The organism is Clostridium sp., from assembly GCF_051656525.1.
Taxonomy (GTDB): domain Bacteria; phylum Bacillota; class Clostridia; order Clostridiales; family Clostridiaceae; genus Clostridium.
On the sequence record NZ_JBOGCC010000124.1, the window covers coordinates 25,597 to 42,996 of the forward strand.

At 29.8% G+C, this 17,400-nt stretch carries 13 protein-coding genes, 1 pseudogene and 1 other annotated feature; of the genes and pseudogenes, 8 read left to right on the forward strand and 6 right to left on the reverse strand.

Features of this window, described 5'->3' with window-relative positions:
- The first annotated feature begins 115 nt into the window (after nt 1–115).
- Nucleotides 116–1,285, forward strand: coding sequence for a homocitrate synthase (nifV, locus tag ACRDDY_RS05715; protein ID WP_438564013.1), 1,170 nt, complete (start codon nt 116–118; stop codon nt 1,283–1,285).
- Nucleotides 1,286–1,302: 17 nt separating this feature from the next.
- The gene (locus ACRDDY_RS05720; RefSeq protein WP_438564014.1) at nt 1,303–3,225 is read left to right on the forward strand and encodes an aconitate hydratase; all 1,923 of its coding nucleotides are present in this window, start codon (nt 1,303–1,305) and stop codon (nt 3,223–3,225) included.
- A gap of 42 nt (nt 3,226–3,267) precedes the next feature.
- Here ACRDDY_RS05720 and ACRDDY_RS05725 read toward each other — a convergent pair whose 3' ends face one another.
- Together ACRDDY_RS05725 and ACRDDY_RS05730 are read right to left on the reverse strand one after the other, a co-directional pair.
- Nucleotides 3,268–3,696, reverse strand: coding sequence for an EamA family transporter (locus tag ACRDDY_RS05725; RefSeq protein ID WP_438564015.1), 429 nt, complete (start codon nt 3,694–3,696; stop codon nt 3,268–3,270).
- Between the two features lie 27 nt (nt 3,697–3,723).
- Nucleotides 3,724–4,893 (reverse strand): MFS transporter, encoded by a 1,170-nt coding sequence (locus tag ACRDDY_RS05730; protein WP_438564016.1) that lies wholly within the window; start codon nt 4,891–4,893, stop codon nt 3,724–3,726.
- Between the two features lie 173 nt (nt 4,894–5,066).
- Between ACRDDY_RS05730 and nrdG the strand changes: the two genes are divergently transcribed.
- Complete coding sequence (gene nrdG, locus ACRDDY_RS05735) at nt 5,067–5,576, forward strand: anaerobic ribonucleoside-triphosphate reductase activating protein (RefSeq protein ID WP_438564017.1); 510 nt, start codon at nt 5,067–5,069, stop codon at nt 5,574–5,576.
- Between the two features lie 102 nt (nt 5,577–5,678).
- Nucleotides 5,679–7,163, forward strand: coding sequence for a leucyl aminopeptidase (locus ACRDDY_RS05740; RefSeq protein ID WP_438564018.1), 1,485 nt, complete (start codon nt 5,679–5,681; stop codon nt 7,161–7,163).
- Nucleotides 7,164–7,188: 25 nt separating this feature from the next.
- Here the strand turns inward: ACRDDY_RS05740 and ACRDDY_RS05745 are convergent, their stop codons facing one another.
- Both ACRDDY_RS05745 and asnS read right to left on the reverse strand, forming a co-directional pair.
- Nucleotides 7,189–7,761 (reverse strand): hypothetical protein, encoded by a 573-nt coding sequence (locus tag ACRDDY_RS05745; RefSeq protein WP_438564019.1) that lies wholly within the window; start codon nt 7,759–7,761, stop codon nt 7,189–7,191.
- Nucleotides 7,762–7,934: 173 nt separating this feature from the next.
- Complete coding sequence (gene asnS / locus ACRDDY_RS05750; protein ID WP_438564020.1) at nt 7,935–9,326, reverse strand: asparagine--tRNA ligase; 1,392 nt, start codon at nt 9,324–9,326, stop codon at nt 7,935–7,937.
- A 61-nt stretch (nt 9,327–9,387) separates the two neighbouring features.
- Nucleotides 9,388–9,636: a binding site (T-box leader), on the reverse strand.
- Nucleotides 9,637–9,773: 137 nt separating this feature from the next.
- On the opposite strand from asnS, the gene ACRDDY_RS05755 reads away from it, so the two are divergent.
- Entirely contained in the window at nt 9,774–10,817 is a 1,044-nt protein-coding gene (locus ACRDDY_RS05755; RefSeq protein WP_438564021.1) for a polysaccharide deacetylase family protein, read from the forward strand.
- 31 nt (nt 10,818–10,848) lie between these two features.
- On the opposite strand, the gene ACRDDY_RS05760 is transcribed toward ACRDDY_RS05755, so the two are convergent.
- Nucleotides 10,849–11,553: a metallophosphoesterase family protein gene (locus tag ACRDDY_RS05760; RefSeq protein WP_438564022.1), complete on the reverse strand. Its 705-nt coding sequence runs from the start codon at nt 11,551–11,553 to the stop codon at nt 10,849–10,851.
- A 134-nt stretch (nt 11,554–11,687) separates the two neighbouring features.
- Here ACRDDY_RS05760 and ACRDDY_RS05765 point away from each other — a divergent pair, with 134 nt between their 5' ends.
- The 3 genes and pseudogenes from ACRDDY_RS05765 to ACRDDY_RS05775 all read left to right on the forward strand — a co-directional run bounded on the left by ACRDDY_RS05765 (nt 11,688) and on the right by ACRDDY_RS05775 (nt 15,666).
- The gene (locus tag ACRDDY_RS05765; protein ID WP_438564023.1) at nt 11,688–12,767 is read left to right on the forward strand and encodes a M24 family metallopeptidase; all 1,080 of its coding nucleotides are present in this window, start codon (nt 11,688–11,690) and stop codon (nt 12,765–12,767) included.
- A 412-nt stretch (nt 12,768–13,179) separates the two neighbouring features.
- Nucleotides 13,180–14,862 (forward strand): annotated as a pseudogene (locus tag ACRDDY_RS05770) (glycosyl hydrolase family 18 protein); the annotation flags it as partial.
- Between the two features lie 15 nt (nt 14,863–14,877).
- Entirely contained in the window at nt 14,878–15,666 is a 789-nt protein-coding gene (locus tag ACRDDY_RS05775; RefSeq protein ID WP_438564043.1) for an immunoglobulin-like domain-containing protein, read from the forward strand.
- 43 nt (nt 15,667–15,709) lie between these two features.
- Here the strand turns inward: ACRDDY_RS05775 and ACRDDY_RS05780 are convergent, their stop codons facing one another.
- The gene (locus ACRDDY_RS05780; protein ID WP_438564024.1) at nt 15,710–17,362 is read right to left on the reverse strand and encodes an alpha-keto acid decarboxylase family protein; all 1,653 of its coding nucleotides are present in this window, start codon (nt 17,360–17,362) and stop codon (nt 15,710–15,712) included.
- Nucleotides 17,363–17,400 lie beyond the last annotated feature (38 nt).

Consider the following 17,400-nt stretch of genomic DNA (forward strand, 5'->3'; position numbering starts at 1 on the left):
AAAATGAATGAAAATAAAAAAGACTTGCAAAATTAATTGTTTAAGTTTTATAAATATGATAAAATGGAATAAATTTATAAAAATGAAAAATAAGGGTAAAAAGGGAGAGGTGGAAATGGCAATAATAAATCCTGAAAATGGTAAAAAGATATATATAGTAGACACAACTCTTAGAGATGGAGAGCAAACAGCTGGTGTAGTTTTTGCAAATGCTGAAAAAATAGCTATAGCAGAAATGTTAAGTGATTTAGGAGTTGATCAGTTAGAAGTAGGAATTCCAACTATGGGTGGAGATGAGAAAAATGTTATAAAAAATATTGCAAAGAGAAATTTGAAAAGCAGTATTATGGCATGGAATAGAGCAGTAGTATCAGATATTGAAGAGTCTATAGATTGCGGTGTTGATGCAGTTGCTATATCTATTTCAGTTTCTGATATTCATATAAAACATAAATTAAAGACTTCAAGAGAATGGGTTTTAGAAAATATGGTGAAGTCAGTAGAATTTGCAAAGAGAAATGGTCTTTATGTATCTGTTAATGGAGAAGATGCATCAAGAGCAGATAAAGATTTTTTAGTTCAATTTATAGAAACAGCAAAAAAAGCAGGAGCAGATAGATTTAGATATTGTGATACTGTTGGGATTATGGAGCCTTTTAAATTAAGAAATGATATTGAATATATCTATAATAAAACAGGATTCGATATAGAAATGCACACACATAATGATTTTGGAATGGCTACAGCTAATGCACTTGCAGGGACAAAGGCTGGAGCAAATCATATTGGTGTAACAGTAAATGGTTTAGGAGAAAGAGCAGGAAATGCAGCATTGGAAGAAGTAATTATGGCATTTAAAATATTACTTGAGCATGATACACATTTTGATACAAGAATGTTTAGAGAAGTTTCTGAATATGTTTCAAGAGCTGCAGGAAGAGAATTGCCAGTGTGGAAAGCTATAGTTGGAGATAATATGTTTGCTCATGAATCTGGAATTCATGCAGATGGAGCTATAAAGAATCCTAAAAATTATGAGGCTTTTGATCCTAATGTAGTAGGACTTGAAAGACAAATTGTTATAGGAAAACATTCTGGAAAGGCTGCAATAGTTAATAAGTTTAAGGAATATGGAATTATCCTTGAGAAAGATGAAGCAGATATTATTTTAGAGAAGATTAGAGCTATATCAATAAGAATGAAGAGAAGTCTTTTTGATAAAGAACTTGTGGGAATCTATAAGGAGTATAGAGAGAGCATAAAAGAGAAAGAGATACAATTATAAAAGTGAGGGCAGAGGTAATGGGAGATAACTTAGTTTTAAAAATTTTAAAAAGTCACATAGTAGAAGGGAAATTAGAAAAAGGACAGGCGGTAGGTTTGAAAATAGATCAAACTTTAACTCAAGATTCAACAGGAACAATGGCATATCTTCAACTTGAAGCTATGGAAATTGATAGAGTGAAAACTAAAAGGTCTGTAGCTTTTGTAGATCATAATATGCTACAACAAGGATTTGAAAATGCAGATGACCATAAGTTTATAGAAACTGTTGCATCAAAGCATGGAGTTTATTTTTCAAAGCCAGGGAATGGAATATGTCATCAAGTATTTTTAGAGAGATTTTCAAAACCAGGGGAAACTTTAATAGGTTCTGATAGTCATACTCCAACAGGTGGTGGAGTAGGAATGCTTGCTATGGGAGCAGGAGGATTAGATGTTGCTTTAGCAATGGCAGGAGGAGCATATAATATTAATGTTCCAAAGGTTTGCAAGATAAATCTAGAAGGTAAATTAAGTCATATGGTAGCAGCTAAAGATATTATATTAGAAGTTTTAAGAAAATTATCTGTTAAAGGTGGAGTAGGAAAAATATTTGAATATGGCGGGGAAGCTTTAAAAACTTTATCAGTTCCACAAAGAGCAACAATTACTAATATGGGGGCAGAACTTGGAGCAACAACATCGATATTTCCAAGTGATGAAAGAACACTAGAGTTTTTTAAAGCACAAGGAAGAGAAGATGAATGGATAGAGTTTAAGCCTGATGAAGATGCGAGTTATGATGAAGAAGTAACTATTAATTTGGATAATTTAAAGCCTTTAGCAGCTAAGCCTCATTCACCAGATAATGTTTTAGAAGTTTCAGAAATAGGAAAAATAAAAGTTGACCAAGTAGCTATAGGAAGTTGTACAAATTCTTCTTATGAGGATTTAATGAAGGTGGCTAAAATTTTAAAAGGTAAAAAAGTTCACTCAGAAGTAAGTCTTGTTATAGCACCAGGTTCTAGACAGGTAATGGAGATGATGGCTAGAAATGGAGCTTTAGCTGATATTATAAGTGCTGGTGCTAGAATTTTAGAAAATTCTTGTGGACCATGCATTGGAATGGGTCAAGCACCAGGAACAGATGGGGTTTCATTAAGAACTTTTAATAGAAATTTTTATGGAAGAAGTGGAACATTATCGGCAAAGGTTTATCTAGTAAGCCCTGAAACAGCAGTAGTTTCAGCTATTAATGGATATTTAACTGATCCAAGAGAAGTTAATATAGATTTAAATATTGATATGCCAAAAGAATTTATAATAGATGATTCTATGATTTTAGAGCCAGCAAAAAATAATAGTGATGTTGAAGTTAAAAGAGGGCCAAATATAAAACCATTTCCAATAAATAAAGGTTTAGATGAAAATATTTTAGAAAATATTGTGTTAAAGGTTGAAGATAATATAACAACAGACCATATAATGCCTTCAAATTCTAAATTACTTCCATTTAGATCAAATATTCCATATCTTTCAGAGTTTTGTTTTAACACTATCGATGAAGACTTTCCAAAAAGGTGTAAATATAATAATGGTGGAATCATTGTTGCGGGAGATAATTACGGACAAGGTTCAAGCAGAGAACATGCAGCTCTTGCACCATTATATTTAGGAATAAAAATAGTTATAGCAAAATCTTTTGCAAGAATTCATAAGGCAAATCTTATTAATAATGGAATAATTCCAGTTGAATTTAAGAGTAAAGAAGATTATGAAAAAATTGATTTATTAGATGAAATTAGTTGTGAGAATATAAAAAAAGGATTGGAACTTAGAAAAATAGTGTTTAAAAATAAGACCAAAGAAATAGAATTTAATGTTAATGTAGATTTAACAGAAAAGGAAATTGAAGTTTTAAAGTTTGGTGGAAGATTAAACTATGTAAAATTAAAAAAATAATCAAAAGGCTAGAAATTTCTAGCCTTTTAGTATGTTTAAAAGTTAATTAAAAGCTATAACTAAAGCACCAATAAATACTAAGAAAACACCAATTAATATTTTAAAGTTTAGTTTTTCATTTAAAATAAGTGCAGATAAAAGTATTGTAAAGACAATAGATAGTTTATCTATTGGAACTACCTTAGTTACACTTCCATGCTTAAAAGCATAGTTCATAAAAAGCCATGATAAGGCTCCAAAAACACCTGTTAATATAAGAAAGAAAAAATCTTTTTTATATTCAAAAAGTGTTGAAACATTAGAAAAATCACCATTAAAAGATGAGATGGCAATAAAAAATAATGCCATTATAATTGCTTTAACTGTACCAGCTAATGATGGGCTAAGATGAACAACACCTAATTTAGTGAAAATACTCACCATACTAGCAGAGATAGCACCAAGTAAAGCATATATTAGCCATAATTGCATAAAAGTACTCCCTATTATGTTAAAATTTTATTGAAAAATATGTTTTTTATATGTAGCAATAATAAAGGAAGCTATTATCATTGCAATAACAGCAAGTGGGAAAATCAAAAATCCAATATTATAATCTAAAAGAACTCCACCTATAAGATTGCTTATTATTTGTGGAATACATATAAAAACATTATTAAGTCCCATATACTCACCAACACGGCCTTTAGGTGCAATTTCTGGCATTAATGAATAATAAGCAACTTGAAACATTATAAAAGCAACTCCAGATACAAGAGCAAATAACCAAAGTTTTACTATTGAGTTAGCATTCCAGCCTATAATAAATGCAAGAGCATATACTATGCAACAAATTAAGAAAATCTTATCTTTTCGCCATCTATCACACCACATTCCAATAAATATTGATAAAATCATTCCAATTAAAGTAAATGAGGCTAAAGCAAGGCTAATTTGAGTTCCTGTAAAATGATCTGTTGTTTCATAATATGGTATCCAAAATGGAGTAATTAATCCATATGCAAAATAGAAACAAGAACCAGTTAAAAAAACTTTCATAGCAGGCTTATTTTTAAAAAATTCTAAATTGAGCTTGAATTTAGAGGATTCTGTAGGAACCTCCTTTTCTTTTACAACATAACAAGTTACGAGTATTGGTAGAAGTGATGCAATTGCTATAAGTATAAAAGGAAGGTGTTTATTTATATTAAAAAAATATACTGCAAAAAAGTAAAATAAAAGACCACCAAAAGAGTAGAATAATTTACCAAGGCCGTTTACAGAACCAACTTGAGTTACTTCAACACTTTCAGGCATCCAAGCGTAATAGGCACCTTGAAAAAAGTTAAAAGATGACCATGCAATAAAAACACATAGAACTATAGTAATATAGCTATTTGCAAAACCGAGTAAAAGAATAAAAATAGATCCTAATATTCCACCAAATAAAGTCCAAGGTTTACGACGACCCATTTTAAAGTATTTATTTTCACTTAAAACTCCACCAATATAAGGGAAAAATATACCTGTAAAAGAGCATAGTGCAGCTATAATTCCAAGTTTAATATCAGATGGAGTAACGGTTCTAACTAATAATGATAATAATGTACTTTTCATATTCCAAATAAATCCAAGTCCGAAACTTGGAATAGCCATAAGAAGTGGAATAAAAATTTTTTTCTTGTCCATAAAAAACTCCTATAAATTTTTAAAATATTTGTCGGCTATAATTATACACCTGGTGAATAATTAAAAATGATTAAAACTTAATATTAAAAATAAGTTAATATATTATTTTTAATATAAAAAAATAATATATAATTAAAGGGAGAATGAACCATTAAATAAAGGAGTTGAGTAAATTGAGCAAAAAGGTAATAAGATTAGCAGGAATAGCATATGAAAGTCTTGTAAATGGACCTGGAATGAGAAGGGTATTTTTTTCTCAAGGATGCAAACATAATTGTAAAGGTTGTTTTAATCCAGATACTCATAGTTTTTTAGGTGGAGAAGAAATGGAGATGGATGATTTAATAAAAGATGTTTTGGAGAATCCTATTTTAAAGGGAGTAACATTTAGTGGGGGTGATCCAATTGAAAGAGCAGAGGAATTTTCTTATATGGCAAAAAAATTTAAAGAACATGGATTAAGTGTATGGTCTTTTACTGGATATAAAGTGGAGTATTTATTAGAAAATCTGGATGAAATGAAAGGGGTCAGAAGTTTTTTAGAGAATATTGATGTTCTTATAGATGGAAAATTTGAGAAGGATCTAATGGAAGATGGACTTAAATTTAGAGGATCATCTAATCAGAGGATAATAGACATGAAAGAAACATTGAGGCAAAGTAAAGTTATTTTAGAGGAATAATAAATGATATGTTAATTAATAGATGAATTTAATAAATAGCTAAAAATTTTATGTTATAATAATTATTATTAAATAAAAAAGATTCAAAGAGGAGGAAATAGAATGAAAATAAGTGTAAGAAGTAAAAAATGTAGAGAAGCTCAAGGATTAGTACTTGCTCTTTTTGAAGATAAATTAGAAATGAAAAACCCAACAATAAATAAAATGATAGATCACTTAAAGAATAATGAGAAGTTTTTAGGGAAAGAGGGAGAGGTGTATACTTTCACTCGTGAAATAGAAGGCCAAATTCAAGATGTTATTCTTTTAGGATTAGGAAAAGAAGCTGATTTAGAATCAGAAAAAATAAAAATTAATATGGCAAAGGCTTATAAAAAAGTACAAGAACTTAAGATAAGTGATTTAGTAGTTAAAATGTTTGCTACAGAAGCAATGAAGGTTAGTGAAGTAGCTAAAGCAGTTACAGTATCATTAATTTTAACTGATTATAAATTTGATAAATATAAGTCAGATAGAAAAGAAGAGAAGGAAGTTCAAGTTTCATTCTCAGGATGTATTATAAAATCTGAAGGTGATGAAGCGGTTTTAGCAGAAGTTAAAGAAGGAGAAGACATTGCAGAGGGAATTATAATTGCTAGAGATTTAGTTAATGAACCTGCAAATGTTATGTATCCAAAAGTTTTAGCTAAAGAAGTTTCAAACTTAGGAAAAGAGTATGGATTTCAAGTTGAAGTTTTTGAAAAAGATAAAATAGAAGAGTTTGGAATGGAAGCGTTCTTAGCTGTTGCAAAAGGTTCGAAGAAAAAGCCAAGATTAATAGTTATGAGATACTTTGGAGATGTGGACAATAGAGAAAAAACTATTGGATTAGTAGGAAAAGGGTTAACTTTTGATACAGGTGGATATTCATTAAAACCATCAGCTAGTATGGATACAATGAAAAGTGATATGGGTGGTGCAGCAGCAGTTGCAGGTGCTATGGCCTTAATTGCAAAAAGAAAACTTAAAGTTAATGTTATATCAGTAATTGCAGCTTGTGAAAATGCTATTTCAGGAAATGCATATAAGCCAGGAGATATAATAGGAAGCATGAAAGGAACTACAATTGAAGTTCTTAACACAGATGCTGAAGGAAGATTAACTTTAGTAGATGCAGTAACTTATATCCAAGAAAAAGAAAATGTTAAAGAAGTTATTGATTTAGCTACATTAACAGGAGCAGCTTTAGTTGCTTTAGGTGACACAACATCAGCTGTTCTTTCAAATAATGATGAATTCTTTAAAGAACTTGAAGAAGCTTCATTGAAAACTGGAGAAAAATTATGGAGATTACCAGCATTTGATGAATATAGAGAATTAATAAAATCTGATATTGCAGATTTAAAAAACATTGGTGGAAGATATGCAGGAACAATAACTGCAGGATTATTTATAGAGAAGTTTATAAATGAAGGAAATTCATGGATTCATATGGATATTGCAGGAACAGCATGGACAGATGCAACAAAACCATATAAAGCAAAAGGTGGAACAGGAATTCCAGTAAATACTTTATATGAAATGATAAAAGAAAGAAGTTCTAAATAATAAAAAAGAGCCTTATGGCTCTTTTTTATTCTAAATTATCTGAAGCATCTTCTAAATTTTCAGAAACAGGTGCATCAGCATCGATAGGTTTAGTAGTATTATTTTTTTCTTTATGTATCTTGTCAATAAGTGGTATACCATGTTTAGATATTTCTTTAGATATAGCTACAGGAACGTCAGGTTTTCTGTGAGCATATCCAAATTTATGATTACTTTTTGTTACAAATACAATCATTATTTTATTTTTATTAGTATAGATAAGTTCTGCGTGGTCAAGCTCTACTAAAGGAATTGCACATTCTCTAAAATATAACTTATCTTTACTTACAATGATTGAATTTTTAAAAGTTCCCATAAGTAAAAACAACATTAGGGCTGCTGCTAATAAAAAATAATATTGTTTATATATAAATGTTAAAAGTGCCGCTAATATTAATACAACAAAAAATAATATAGTGAATTTTTTTAAGTTAGCATCTTGAAAAATTTTATACTCACCGTTACAAGTACTTAAAAACCTTTTTTGATTTCTAAGTGCGATAGGTATGTTTAAAGCTAGGATAAGTAATAAAACAATTTCTGCAATAAGTACTGCCATAAAATTTCCTCCTTTGTAATATAATATATCTATTATAGCAGACAGGAATAGATATTAAGAATTAATAATTAAGAAATTAAAATTAAATAAAAATATTTTACAGATGATGGAAAATAAATTGAGATTTCTAATTTTTAGAAATCTCAATTTATAAAATATTTATTTAGATTTAATTAGAAATCAGATTGTCCTGTAGTTCTTGGGAATGGTATTACGTCTCTAATATTTGTCATTCCAGTAATATACATGATTAATCTTTCAAATCCTAAACCGAATCCAGCATGTTTAGTCTCACCATATTTTCTAAGTTCTAGATACCACCAGTAGTCTTCTTCATTTAAGTTAAGTTCAGCCATTCTTTCTTTAAGAAGGTCTAATCTTTCTTCTCTTTGACTTCCACCTATTATTTCGCCTATTCCAGGAACTAAAAGATCCATAGCAGCAACAGTTTTGTTGTCTTCATTCATTCTCATGTAGAATGCTTTAATATCTTTTGGATAATCAGTTACAAATACAGGCTTTTTGAAGTGCTCTTCAGTAAGATATCTTTCATGCTCAGTTTGTAAATCAATTCCCCATTCAACAGGGTAATCAAATGTTTTTCCACAGTTTTTAAGAATTTCTACTGCTTCAGTATAAGTAACTTTTCCAAAGTTAGAGTTTGCAACATGGTTTAGTCTTTCAACTAATCCTTTGTCTATGAAGCTGTTAAAGAATTCTATTTCTTCAGGACATTCTTGCATAACATATTTTATAACATAAGTTAGCATATCTTCAGCTAATTTCATATTGTCATTTAAATCTGCAAATGATATTTCAGGCTCAACCATCCAGAATTCAGCTGCATGTCTTGCAGTATTTGAATTTTCGGCTCTAAATGTTGGTCCAAAAGTATAGATGTTTCTAAATGCTAAAGCATAAGTTTCACCATTTAATTGACCTGAAACTGTAAGATTAGTTTCTTTTCCAAAGAAATCTTGTGAGTAGTCAATTGAACCATCTTCATTTATTGGAGCATTGTTTAAATCTAAAGTTGTTACCTTAAACATTTCTCCAGCACCTTCACAGTCACTACCAGTTAAAATTGGAGTGTGAGTGTATACAAAGTTTTGCTCTTGGAAGAACTTATGAATAGCATAAGCTGCAACTGATCTAACTCTAAATACTGCTGAGAAAGCGTTACTTCTTGGTCTTAAGTGAGCTATTGTTCTTAAGTACTCAAAAGTATGTCTTTTCTTTTGTAATGGGTAATCAGAATCTGACATACCTTCAATAACTATTTCAGTAGCTTGAATTTCAAATGGTTGTTTAGCATTTGGTGTTTCTACTAAAGTACCAACTACTTTTAATGATGAGCTAATTGCTAATTTTGAAATTTCCTTAAAGTTATCTAACTTGTTATCAAAAACAACTTGAACATTTTTAAAGAAAGAACCGTCGTTTATTTCAATAAACCCGAAAGCATTTGAAGCTCTTAATGTTCTTATCCATCCTGTTATACTTACTTCTTTACCTAAATGGTCAGAAGTTTCTCTATAAAGAGATCTAACTAATACGTTTTTCATTTAAAAATCCTCCTATTTACTTAAAAAATTGTATAAAAAAAATCCTTCACTTCCCAAATGATAATGGGACGAAAGGATACTCTACGCGGTGCCACCCAAATTGCTTTAAATTAAAGCCAGCTTCTAAGGCACAAAATTTATGCCCTCCAAATTAATAACGGTTTGGAAAACCCGTCTAAGCCTACTAGCAAAAATGTTTTCGGTTAGATGCTCAGAGATGTTCTTCAAAATAGGCTTCGTGCAAGGCTTACACCTTCCCTTGCTCGCTAAGACTACGTCCTAAGTTTACTCTTCTCCTCAACGCAAATTTAAAAAATATTACATTAAGATGATTTTACAACACTTTAGATTGGAAATCAAGGAATTAATTTTACTATATATAGGAACTCTTATTTTCAAAAGCTATATAAATAATTATATAAAGAAGTAAAAAAGGAGACTATGGATATGAAAAGGCTAGATAATTTAATCAAGGCTTTGATAATATTGATAATTATAGGAGTAGTTTTTGGAATTGGATATTTAATTATTGGAGGTGTGAAATTAAGTAATATCGAAGAGGATAGCAAAGAGAAGGTTGAAATAAGTAAAGAAGATGTTGAGAAAGATGATAAGAAAGAAAAAGATGAAAAGAAAAAAGCAGAGCGTAAGAGATTAGAAAATTTAGAGAAAGAGAGAATTGAAAAAGAGAAGATAGAGAGAAAAAAGCGTGAGGATGAACTAAGAAGAAAAGAAGAACAGGAAAAAGAGGAAGAAGAAAAGAAAGCAGACGAGGAAAAGTCAAAAAAAGGAAAAAATTTAATTGATAAGGGAAAAGCATATGCAGTGTCAGCTAAGAAAATAAATGAAATGATAAAAGGTAAAAAAAATGGGCAAAAAGAAGTGTTTTTAACTTTTGATGATGGACCAAGTGAAAATACTAAAAAGATTTTAGAAATTCTTGAGCGATATAATGTTCATGGAACCTTTTTTGTACTAGGTTCAAATTTAAATAGTTCAAATGAAAATTATTTAAAAGAAGTATATAATAGTGGAAATGCAATAGGAAATCATACGTACTCACATAATTATAAAATCATATATCCAAATAATAAAGTTAATATAAATACATTTATGAATGAGGTCAAAAAGACGAATAAACTTCTAAGTAGAATATTAGGAGAAGATTTTAATACATCTATTATAAGAATGCCAGGAGGCTATGTATCAAGAAAGTATCATAAAGATCCAAATTTAAAAGAGTTAAATAAAGTATTTGATAAAGAAAAAGTTACATCAATAGATTGGAATATAGATTCAGCAGATTCAAGTGGATTAAATGTTCCAACAGAAAAAATAGTTAATGCAACAATTAAGGGAATAGGTAATTTAGAAGATGTTATTTTATTAATGCATGATACAGGAAGTAAAGAAACGACTGCACAAGCGTTGCCGAAAATAATTGAGCACTTTCAAAAGAGTGGATATGTATTTAAAGTAATATCAAATTAAATAAAAAGAGATATGGCTAGAGTGGTTCTAGCTATATCTCTTTTCCAAGTTCGTAAGATTGGATTAGCTTATTTGGAAATTTTAACATGGTCATATCTTTAACTATTCTCTTATATTCATATTCAATATGTTTAACTTTAACTTTAACTTCGCCAGTTTCCTCATTTACATCTAATAAACAATATGTTGCATCAGGTTTTCCTATTTTAGGTTTACCAACGCTTCCATCATTTATAAATAATTTATTACCAAACATTTTGCATGATGGAATATGAGTATGTGCACATACTAAAATATCTGCATTTAAATTTGACATAATTTCTTCAGTATTGTTTCCATCTTCAAAAAGATATTCATTTATAGAATTAGGGCTTCCGTGAACAAATAAAATTTCACGTTTTCCAATAGTTAATCTAAGCTCAGTAGGTAAGCTTTCTAAATAATATTTATTTGAAACTCTAAGTTCGTCAACTGTCCATGGTAATGAAAAAGAATTTATTTCATTATCTCTTATAAAAGTAAAATCACCATCACAAACTGAGGCATCATAATTTCCTTTAAGACAAGGAATTTCTCTTCTTTTAATTAATGCAATTACTTCATTAGGATGTGGACCATATCCAACTAAATCACCTAAACAAATTATTTTATCTACTTTATTTTCATCTATATCTTCAAAGACTTTCATTAGAGAATAAATATTCCCATGAATATCTGATATTACTGCAATTTTCATATTAAGGACCTCCTTAAATTACTATAACCTAATATAAATTGTGTATATCTTTATTTTAACATTATATTAAAAGTGATTAAAGGTGCTATAATAGTAATTAAGAATAAAATAATAAAAACAATAGGAGGACAGTTATGAAGAAGAGTAGAATTAATAAAGTAGTTCAAAGAATGAAAGAAGAAGGTTTAAGCCAGATAGTTGTATCATCACCATCATCATTATTTTATTTAACAGGAAAATGGTTTCATCCAGGAAATAGAATGATTGTATTATTAGTTAAAGAAAATGGTGAGCATAAATTAGTAAATAATAAGCTTTTCCCAGTAACAGAAGATTTAGGAGTAGATATAGTTTGGTATGAAGATACTGATAAGCCAGTAGAAGTTTTAGCAGGATATATAGATAAAAATGAAGATTTAGGAATAGATAAAGTGTGGCCATCACACTACTTAATTTCATTAATGGATATGAGTGCTGCAAAAGGATATAAAAACTCATCAATTATAATTGATGAACTTAGAATGGTTAAAGATGAAGAAGAAATTGAATTTATGAAAGAAGCATCTAAAATAAATGATAAAACAATGAAAGAGTTTTGGGGTTACTTAAAAGAAGGAATTACAGAACTTGAATGTGTAAATCTTTTAAAAGAATTATATGAAAAGAATGGTTCAAATAAATTTTCATTTAGTCCAATAGTTGCATTCTGTCCTAATGGAGCAGATCCACATCATGGAACAGATGATACTAAACTTAAAATTGGAGATAGTGTTGTTATAGATATGGGATGTGTCTATAAAAGTTATTGCTCAGATATGACAAGAACTATTTTCTTTGGAAAAGAGCCAAAGGAAAGACATGCATCGATTTATGGAGTAGTAAAAACTGCAAATGAAAAAGCTATTGAAATGGTTAAACCAGGAGTTAAATTTAGTGATATAGATAATGCTGCAAGAGAATATATAACTGAAAATGGATATGGTGAATACTTTACACATAGAACAGGACATTGCATAGGAATTGATTGTCATGACTTTGGAGATGTAAGTGGAGTAAATGAAAAAATACTTGAACCAGGAATGATATTCTCAGTTGAGCCAGGAGTTTATATAAAAGATGACTTTGGAGTGAGAATAGAAGATTTAATTCTTGTAACAAAAGATGGCTATGAAAGATTAAATAAGGTAACAAAAGAATTAACTGTTATAAAGTAGAATAAATTTAAATAAGATAAGCAACTAAAGAAATTTGGTTGTTTATTTTTATTGGATATGATAAAAATAGGTTATTTGAATCAAAGACAAAAAGAAACTTGAAATGACAAGTTTCTTTTTATTTGTCATATTTTTAAATAAAGTGTTTAATAATGTTAATGAAAACCTTTAAATAATTGGAAAAAAATACTATTATTTAAAATGATTAAGAGTTATAATAAATTTGTAATGTATTTTTAATAAATTAATAATGTATAGGGGGTATTGTATGAAATTAAAAAATCTAAAAAAGATAATTTCAACATCAATGGCATTAGCATTAACATTAGCATTGTTTAGTACAGGTAATACTGCTAGTGCAAATCCTACACAAGACAAAACTGAAGCAGAAGTTGCTTCAGAAAAAGAAAATTTAAAAAGGAAAGTGGTGGGGTACTTTCCAGAGTGGGCCTATAAGAGTGAAGCACAGGGATATTTTGATGTAGCCGATCTTCAATGGGATTCTTTAACACATATTCAGTATTCTTTTGCTATGATTAACCCAGAGACTAATAAAATAGCTTTTGGAGACAAGTATGCAGCAATAGAAGAGGATTTTAAAGATTATGAGTTAACTCATAAGGGAAAGAAGATTGAACTTGATAAAACTCTTCCTTATAAAGGACACTTTAACGCAATGCAAGTTATGAAGAAGCAATATCCTGATGTTGATCTTTTAATATCAATTGGTGGATGGGCAGGTTCTAGAGGATTCTATACTATGTTAGATACTGATGCAGGAATAAATACTTTTGCTGATTCATGTGTGAAATTTATTAGAGACTATGGATTTGATGGGGTAGACATAGATTTTGAATATCCATCATCAACAAGTCAATCAGGAAATCCTGATGATTTTGATTTGTCAGAACCAAGAAGAAAAACAATAAATGCAAGATATAATAAAATGATGGAAGTGTTAAGAGAAAAAATTGATAAGGCTTCTAAAGAAGATGGAAAAGATTATCTTTTAACAGCAGCAGTAACTGCATCATCATGGGTACTTGGTGGAGTATCAGACAATAGTTATGCTAAAAACTTAGATTTTTTAAGTGTAATGTCTTATGACTTCCATGGTGGATGGAATGAATATGTTGAAAACTTAGCAAATATTTATCCAGATCCAAAGGATAACGAAACAACAGGAATGTTAATGCCTGTTTTAGGTATGGATTGGGCATATAGATATTATAGGGGAGTTCTTCCACCAGAAAAAATATTAATGGGAATTCCATACTATAGTAGAGGATGGGAAAACGTTCAAGGTGGAGATGGAACTGGTCTTCATGGAAAAAGTAAAACTCCAGCTAGTGGAAAGTATAATATCTGGGGTGATGATTTAAATGGAGATGGTGTTTTAGAACCAGCAGGAGCTAATCCATTATGGCATTTAAAAAACTTAGAAGAGTCAGATCCTAATATGAAAATGCACTGGGATGACACAGGAAAAGTTCCGCATCTTTGGCAAGATAAAGAAAAAGTATTTTTGTCATATGAAAATGAGCAATCAATTGATGAAAGACTTAAATATATAGAAGATAAAAACTTAGGTGGAGCTTTAATTTGGGTAATGAATGGAGATTATGGAGTTAATCCAAATTATGTAGAAGGTTCAACTAATACAAATGAAGGTAAATATACTTTCGGTGATACTTTGACTAAGAGACTTAAATCAGGATTAGATAAAATGGGTGATTGTGTACCAACATTAGATGATACAACAGTTGGTCTTCCTGAAATAGGTGTAGATGTTAACTTTGGTGGTGTTTATGACCATCCGAATTACACATATTCATTAAAAGTTACAAATCATACTGAAACAAAAATTGAAGGTGGATGGACACTTTCATTTGATTTACCAAAATCAGCAGAATTTAAATCACCTTGGGGTGGAACAGTATCTCAAGAAGATAAGGGTGATTTTACAAGAATAACTATAAGTACATCAGGATGGCAAGGAATTGATCCAGGTGCAACTATAGAACTTCAAGGAATGATAGGACTTTGTTTTGGTGGAGTTAAAAATGTAACTTTCAATGGTTGCAAACCAGTTGGAAAAGGTGGAGGAGAAATTCCAAATAACTCAGCACCAGTTTTAGAAGGAGTTGAAGATAAAACTATAGAGTTAAATTCAAACTTTGATAAAATGGCAGGAGTTGAGGCAACTGACAAAGAAGATGGGGATTTAACAAAAGAAATAAAAGTAACAGGTGATGTTGATACAACAAAAACTGGAACTTATAATTTAACTTATGAAGTAGCAGATAAAGAAGGATTAAAAGCTATTGCAAAAAGAGTTATTACAGTTAAAGAAAATGCTCCAGTAGTTGATGAAAAACCAGTTATTACAGGAGTTAAAAATCAAACTATACAGTTAAACTCAATTTTTGATGAGAAAGCTGGAATTAAGGCAACTGATAAAGAAGATGGGGATTTGACAAAATCAATAAAAATTGATGGAAAAGTTGATACAAGTAAGGCAGGAAATTATATATTAACTTATTCTGTTACAGATTCAAAAGGGCAAACTACTACAGAAAGCTGTGTAATTACTGTTGAAGGTGAAAAACCACCAGTACCAGGTGATACTTATGATGCAAATAAAGTGTATAATGCTGGAGATAAAGTAATTTATAAAGGTAAAGAGTATATAGCTAAGTGGTGGGTTAAAGGCGAAGCTCCAGATAAAAGTTCAGCTTGGGAAGTAACACCAGAAGTTGGAGAAGATGGGGTAGAAGTTTATGTACCAGGTAAGGCATACAATGGTGGAGCAATAGTTTCATATAATGTTGCTAAATACAAAGCTAATTGGTGGACAAATACAGCACCAGGAAGCGATGGATCTTGGTCAAAATTATAGAAAAAAGAAAGAACTTGGTGATTTTCACCAAGTTCTTTTATTATTAATAGCTATTTTGTCTTGAGAATAAAACACTTAATTTTTCAAGAAGCTCAGGAGAATCCATTCTATCCATGAAAACTTCCATAAAGATTAATTTATCAGTATTTTCATCTGCCTTTTTAAATGCATTTATTAAATCATTTTCAGTTTTTACTTTTATACTAATGGTTCTATCACCAGTCATATCAAAAACAGAAATTAGTTTAGAGTAATCCCACATATTTATATCATTATATTTTCTATTAGGACCATGAATCAATCTTTCAACTGTATATCCATCATTATTTATAACTAATATAATAGGATGAAGATTTTCTCTTATCATAGTTGAAACTTCTTGCGCTGTTAATTGGAATGAACCATCACCAACTAAAAGAATATTTCTTCTATTTTTATCAGCTAATTGAGTTCCAAGAAGTGAACCAACAGTGTATCCAATTGAACCCCATAGAGGTTGACCAATAAAAGTACAATCTTTTTTAAGATTTATTTCAGAGGCACCAAAGAATGAAGTTCCTTGTTCTGCAATTAAAATATCATTCTCCCTTAAAGAAGATTCAATTGCTTTAAAAAATCTATTTTGTGTTATTTTTTCATCAGTAGGAATAAAGTTACTTAAAGTTCCAATTGAAGGTGTTGTATTATCTGAGAATTTAACATTTAAATTAGTTAAAGCCTCTAAAACATCTTTCATTAAAATATTACTAAATAAAGCTTCTCCAATTCTAGAATATAGAGGGTGAACCTCTACTAGTATTGTAGACTTATTAACATAACTAAATCCAGCTGTTACAGAATCAGTTAACTTAACTCCAAATAAAAATGCTAAATCACACTCTTTAACTAATGAATTTATATGTTCATTACTTAAAGAACCGTTATATGTTCCAATGAAGTTTTTATGAGTCTCATCAATAACACCTTTCCCCATTGAAAGACATGCTACAGGTAAATTAGACTTTTCTACAAATTTTAAAACAGAATCATTAAGGTTTTCTCTATCAACTTGATAGTCAGCTAAGATCATTTGTTTCTTTGATGTTTTCATTAATTCTGAAACTCTAGCTATGAAGCTATCCAAAATAGCTTTATCACTTTCAATATTATATGTAGTTTTCTCAGAAACAAAGATTTCTTTTTTTGGTAAATCTACAGGCAGTCCGATATAGACAGGTTTTTTATGTAAAGAACATTCTCTTAAAACTCTGTCAATTTCTTCTTTTGCATTTATTTCATTTAAAATAGTTTGGGCTATAGTAACCTCTTTAAACATATCATTGAATCTGTAGAATTCTCCATCACCTAAAGTATGGTGAACAAGCTTTCTGTTTTCAACAACATTACTTGAAGGAATACCAACTATTTTTACAACAGGGACACTTTCAGCATAAGAACCAGCAATACCATTAACAGCGCTTAGCTCACCAACTCCAAAAGTAGTTGTAATAGCAGCCATTCCTTTAAGTCTTCCATATCCATCAGCTGCATAAGAAGCATTAAGTTCATTACAGTTTCCTATCCAATCAACTCCATTAAAATCATCAATTTGATCTAGGAAACTAAGATTATAGTCACCAGGAACACCAAACATATGATCAACCCCATAAGATTTAAGGCTACTTATTAAGTAGTCACCAATAGTTATTTTTTTCATTTGTAACATCTCCTTTTTCAAAATAATATAAAGGTTAT

Coding starts and splice junctions, on each gene's coding strand:
- ACRDDY_RS05740 (WP_438564018.1), top strand. CDS start 5,679: ATGAAAATAAGTGTAAGAAGTAAAAAATGTAGAGAAGCTCAAGGATTA.
- ACRDDY_RS05780 (WP_438564024.1), bottom strand. CDS start 17,362: ATGAAAAAAATAACTATTGGTGACTACTTAATAAGTAGCCTTAAATCT.
- ACRDDY_RS05720 (WP_438564014.1), top strand. CDS start 1,303: ATGGGAGATAACTTAGTTTTAAAAATTTTAAAAAGTCACATAGTAGAA.
- ACRDDY_RS05725 (WP_438564015.1), bottom strand. CDS start 3,696: ATGCAATTATGGCTAATATATGCTTTACTTGGTGCTATCTCTGCTAGT.
- ACRDDY_RS05765 (WP_438564023.1), top strand. CDS start 11,688: ATGAAGAAGAGTAGAATTAATAAAGTAGTTCAAAGAATGAAAGAAGAA.
- asnS (WP_438564020.1), bottom strand. CDS start 9,326: ATGAAAAACGTATTAGTTAGATCTCTTTATAGAGAAACTTCTGACCAT.
- ACRDDY_RS05745 (WP_438564019.1), bottom strand. CDS start 7,761: ATGGCAGTACTTATTGCAGAAATTGTTTTATTACTTATCCTAGCTTTA.
- nifV (WP_438564013.1), top strand. CDS start 116: ATGGCAATAATAAATCCTGAAAATGGTAAAAAGATATATATAGTAGAC.
- ACRDDY_RS05760 (WP_438564022.1), bottom strand. CDS start 11,553: ATGAAAATTGCAGTAATATCAGATATTCATGGGAATATTTATTCTCTA.
- ACRDDY_RS05730 (WP_438564016.1), bottom strand. CDS start 4,893: ATGGACAAGAAAAAAATTTTTATTCCACTTCTTATGGCTATTCCAAGT.
- ACRDDY_RS05755 (WP_438564021.1), top strand. CDS start 9,774: ATGAAAAGGCTAGATAATTTAATCAAGGCTTTGATAATATTGATAATT.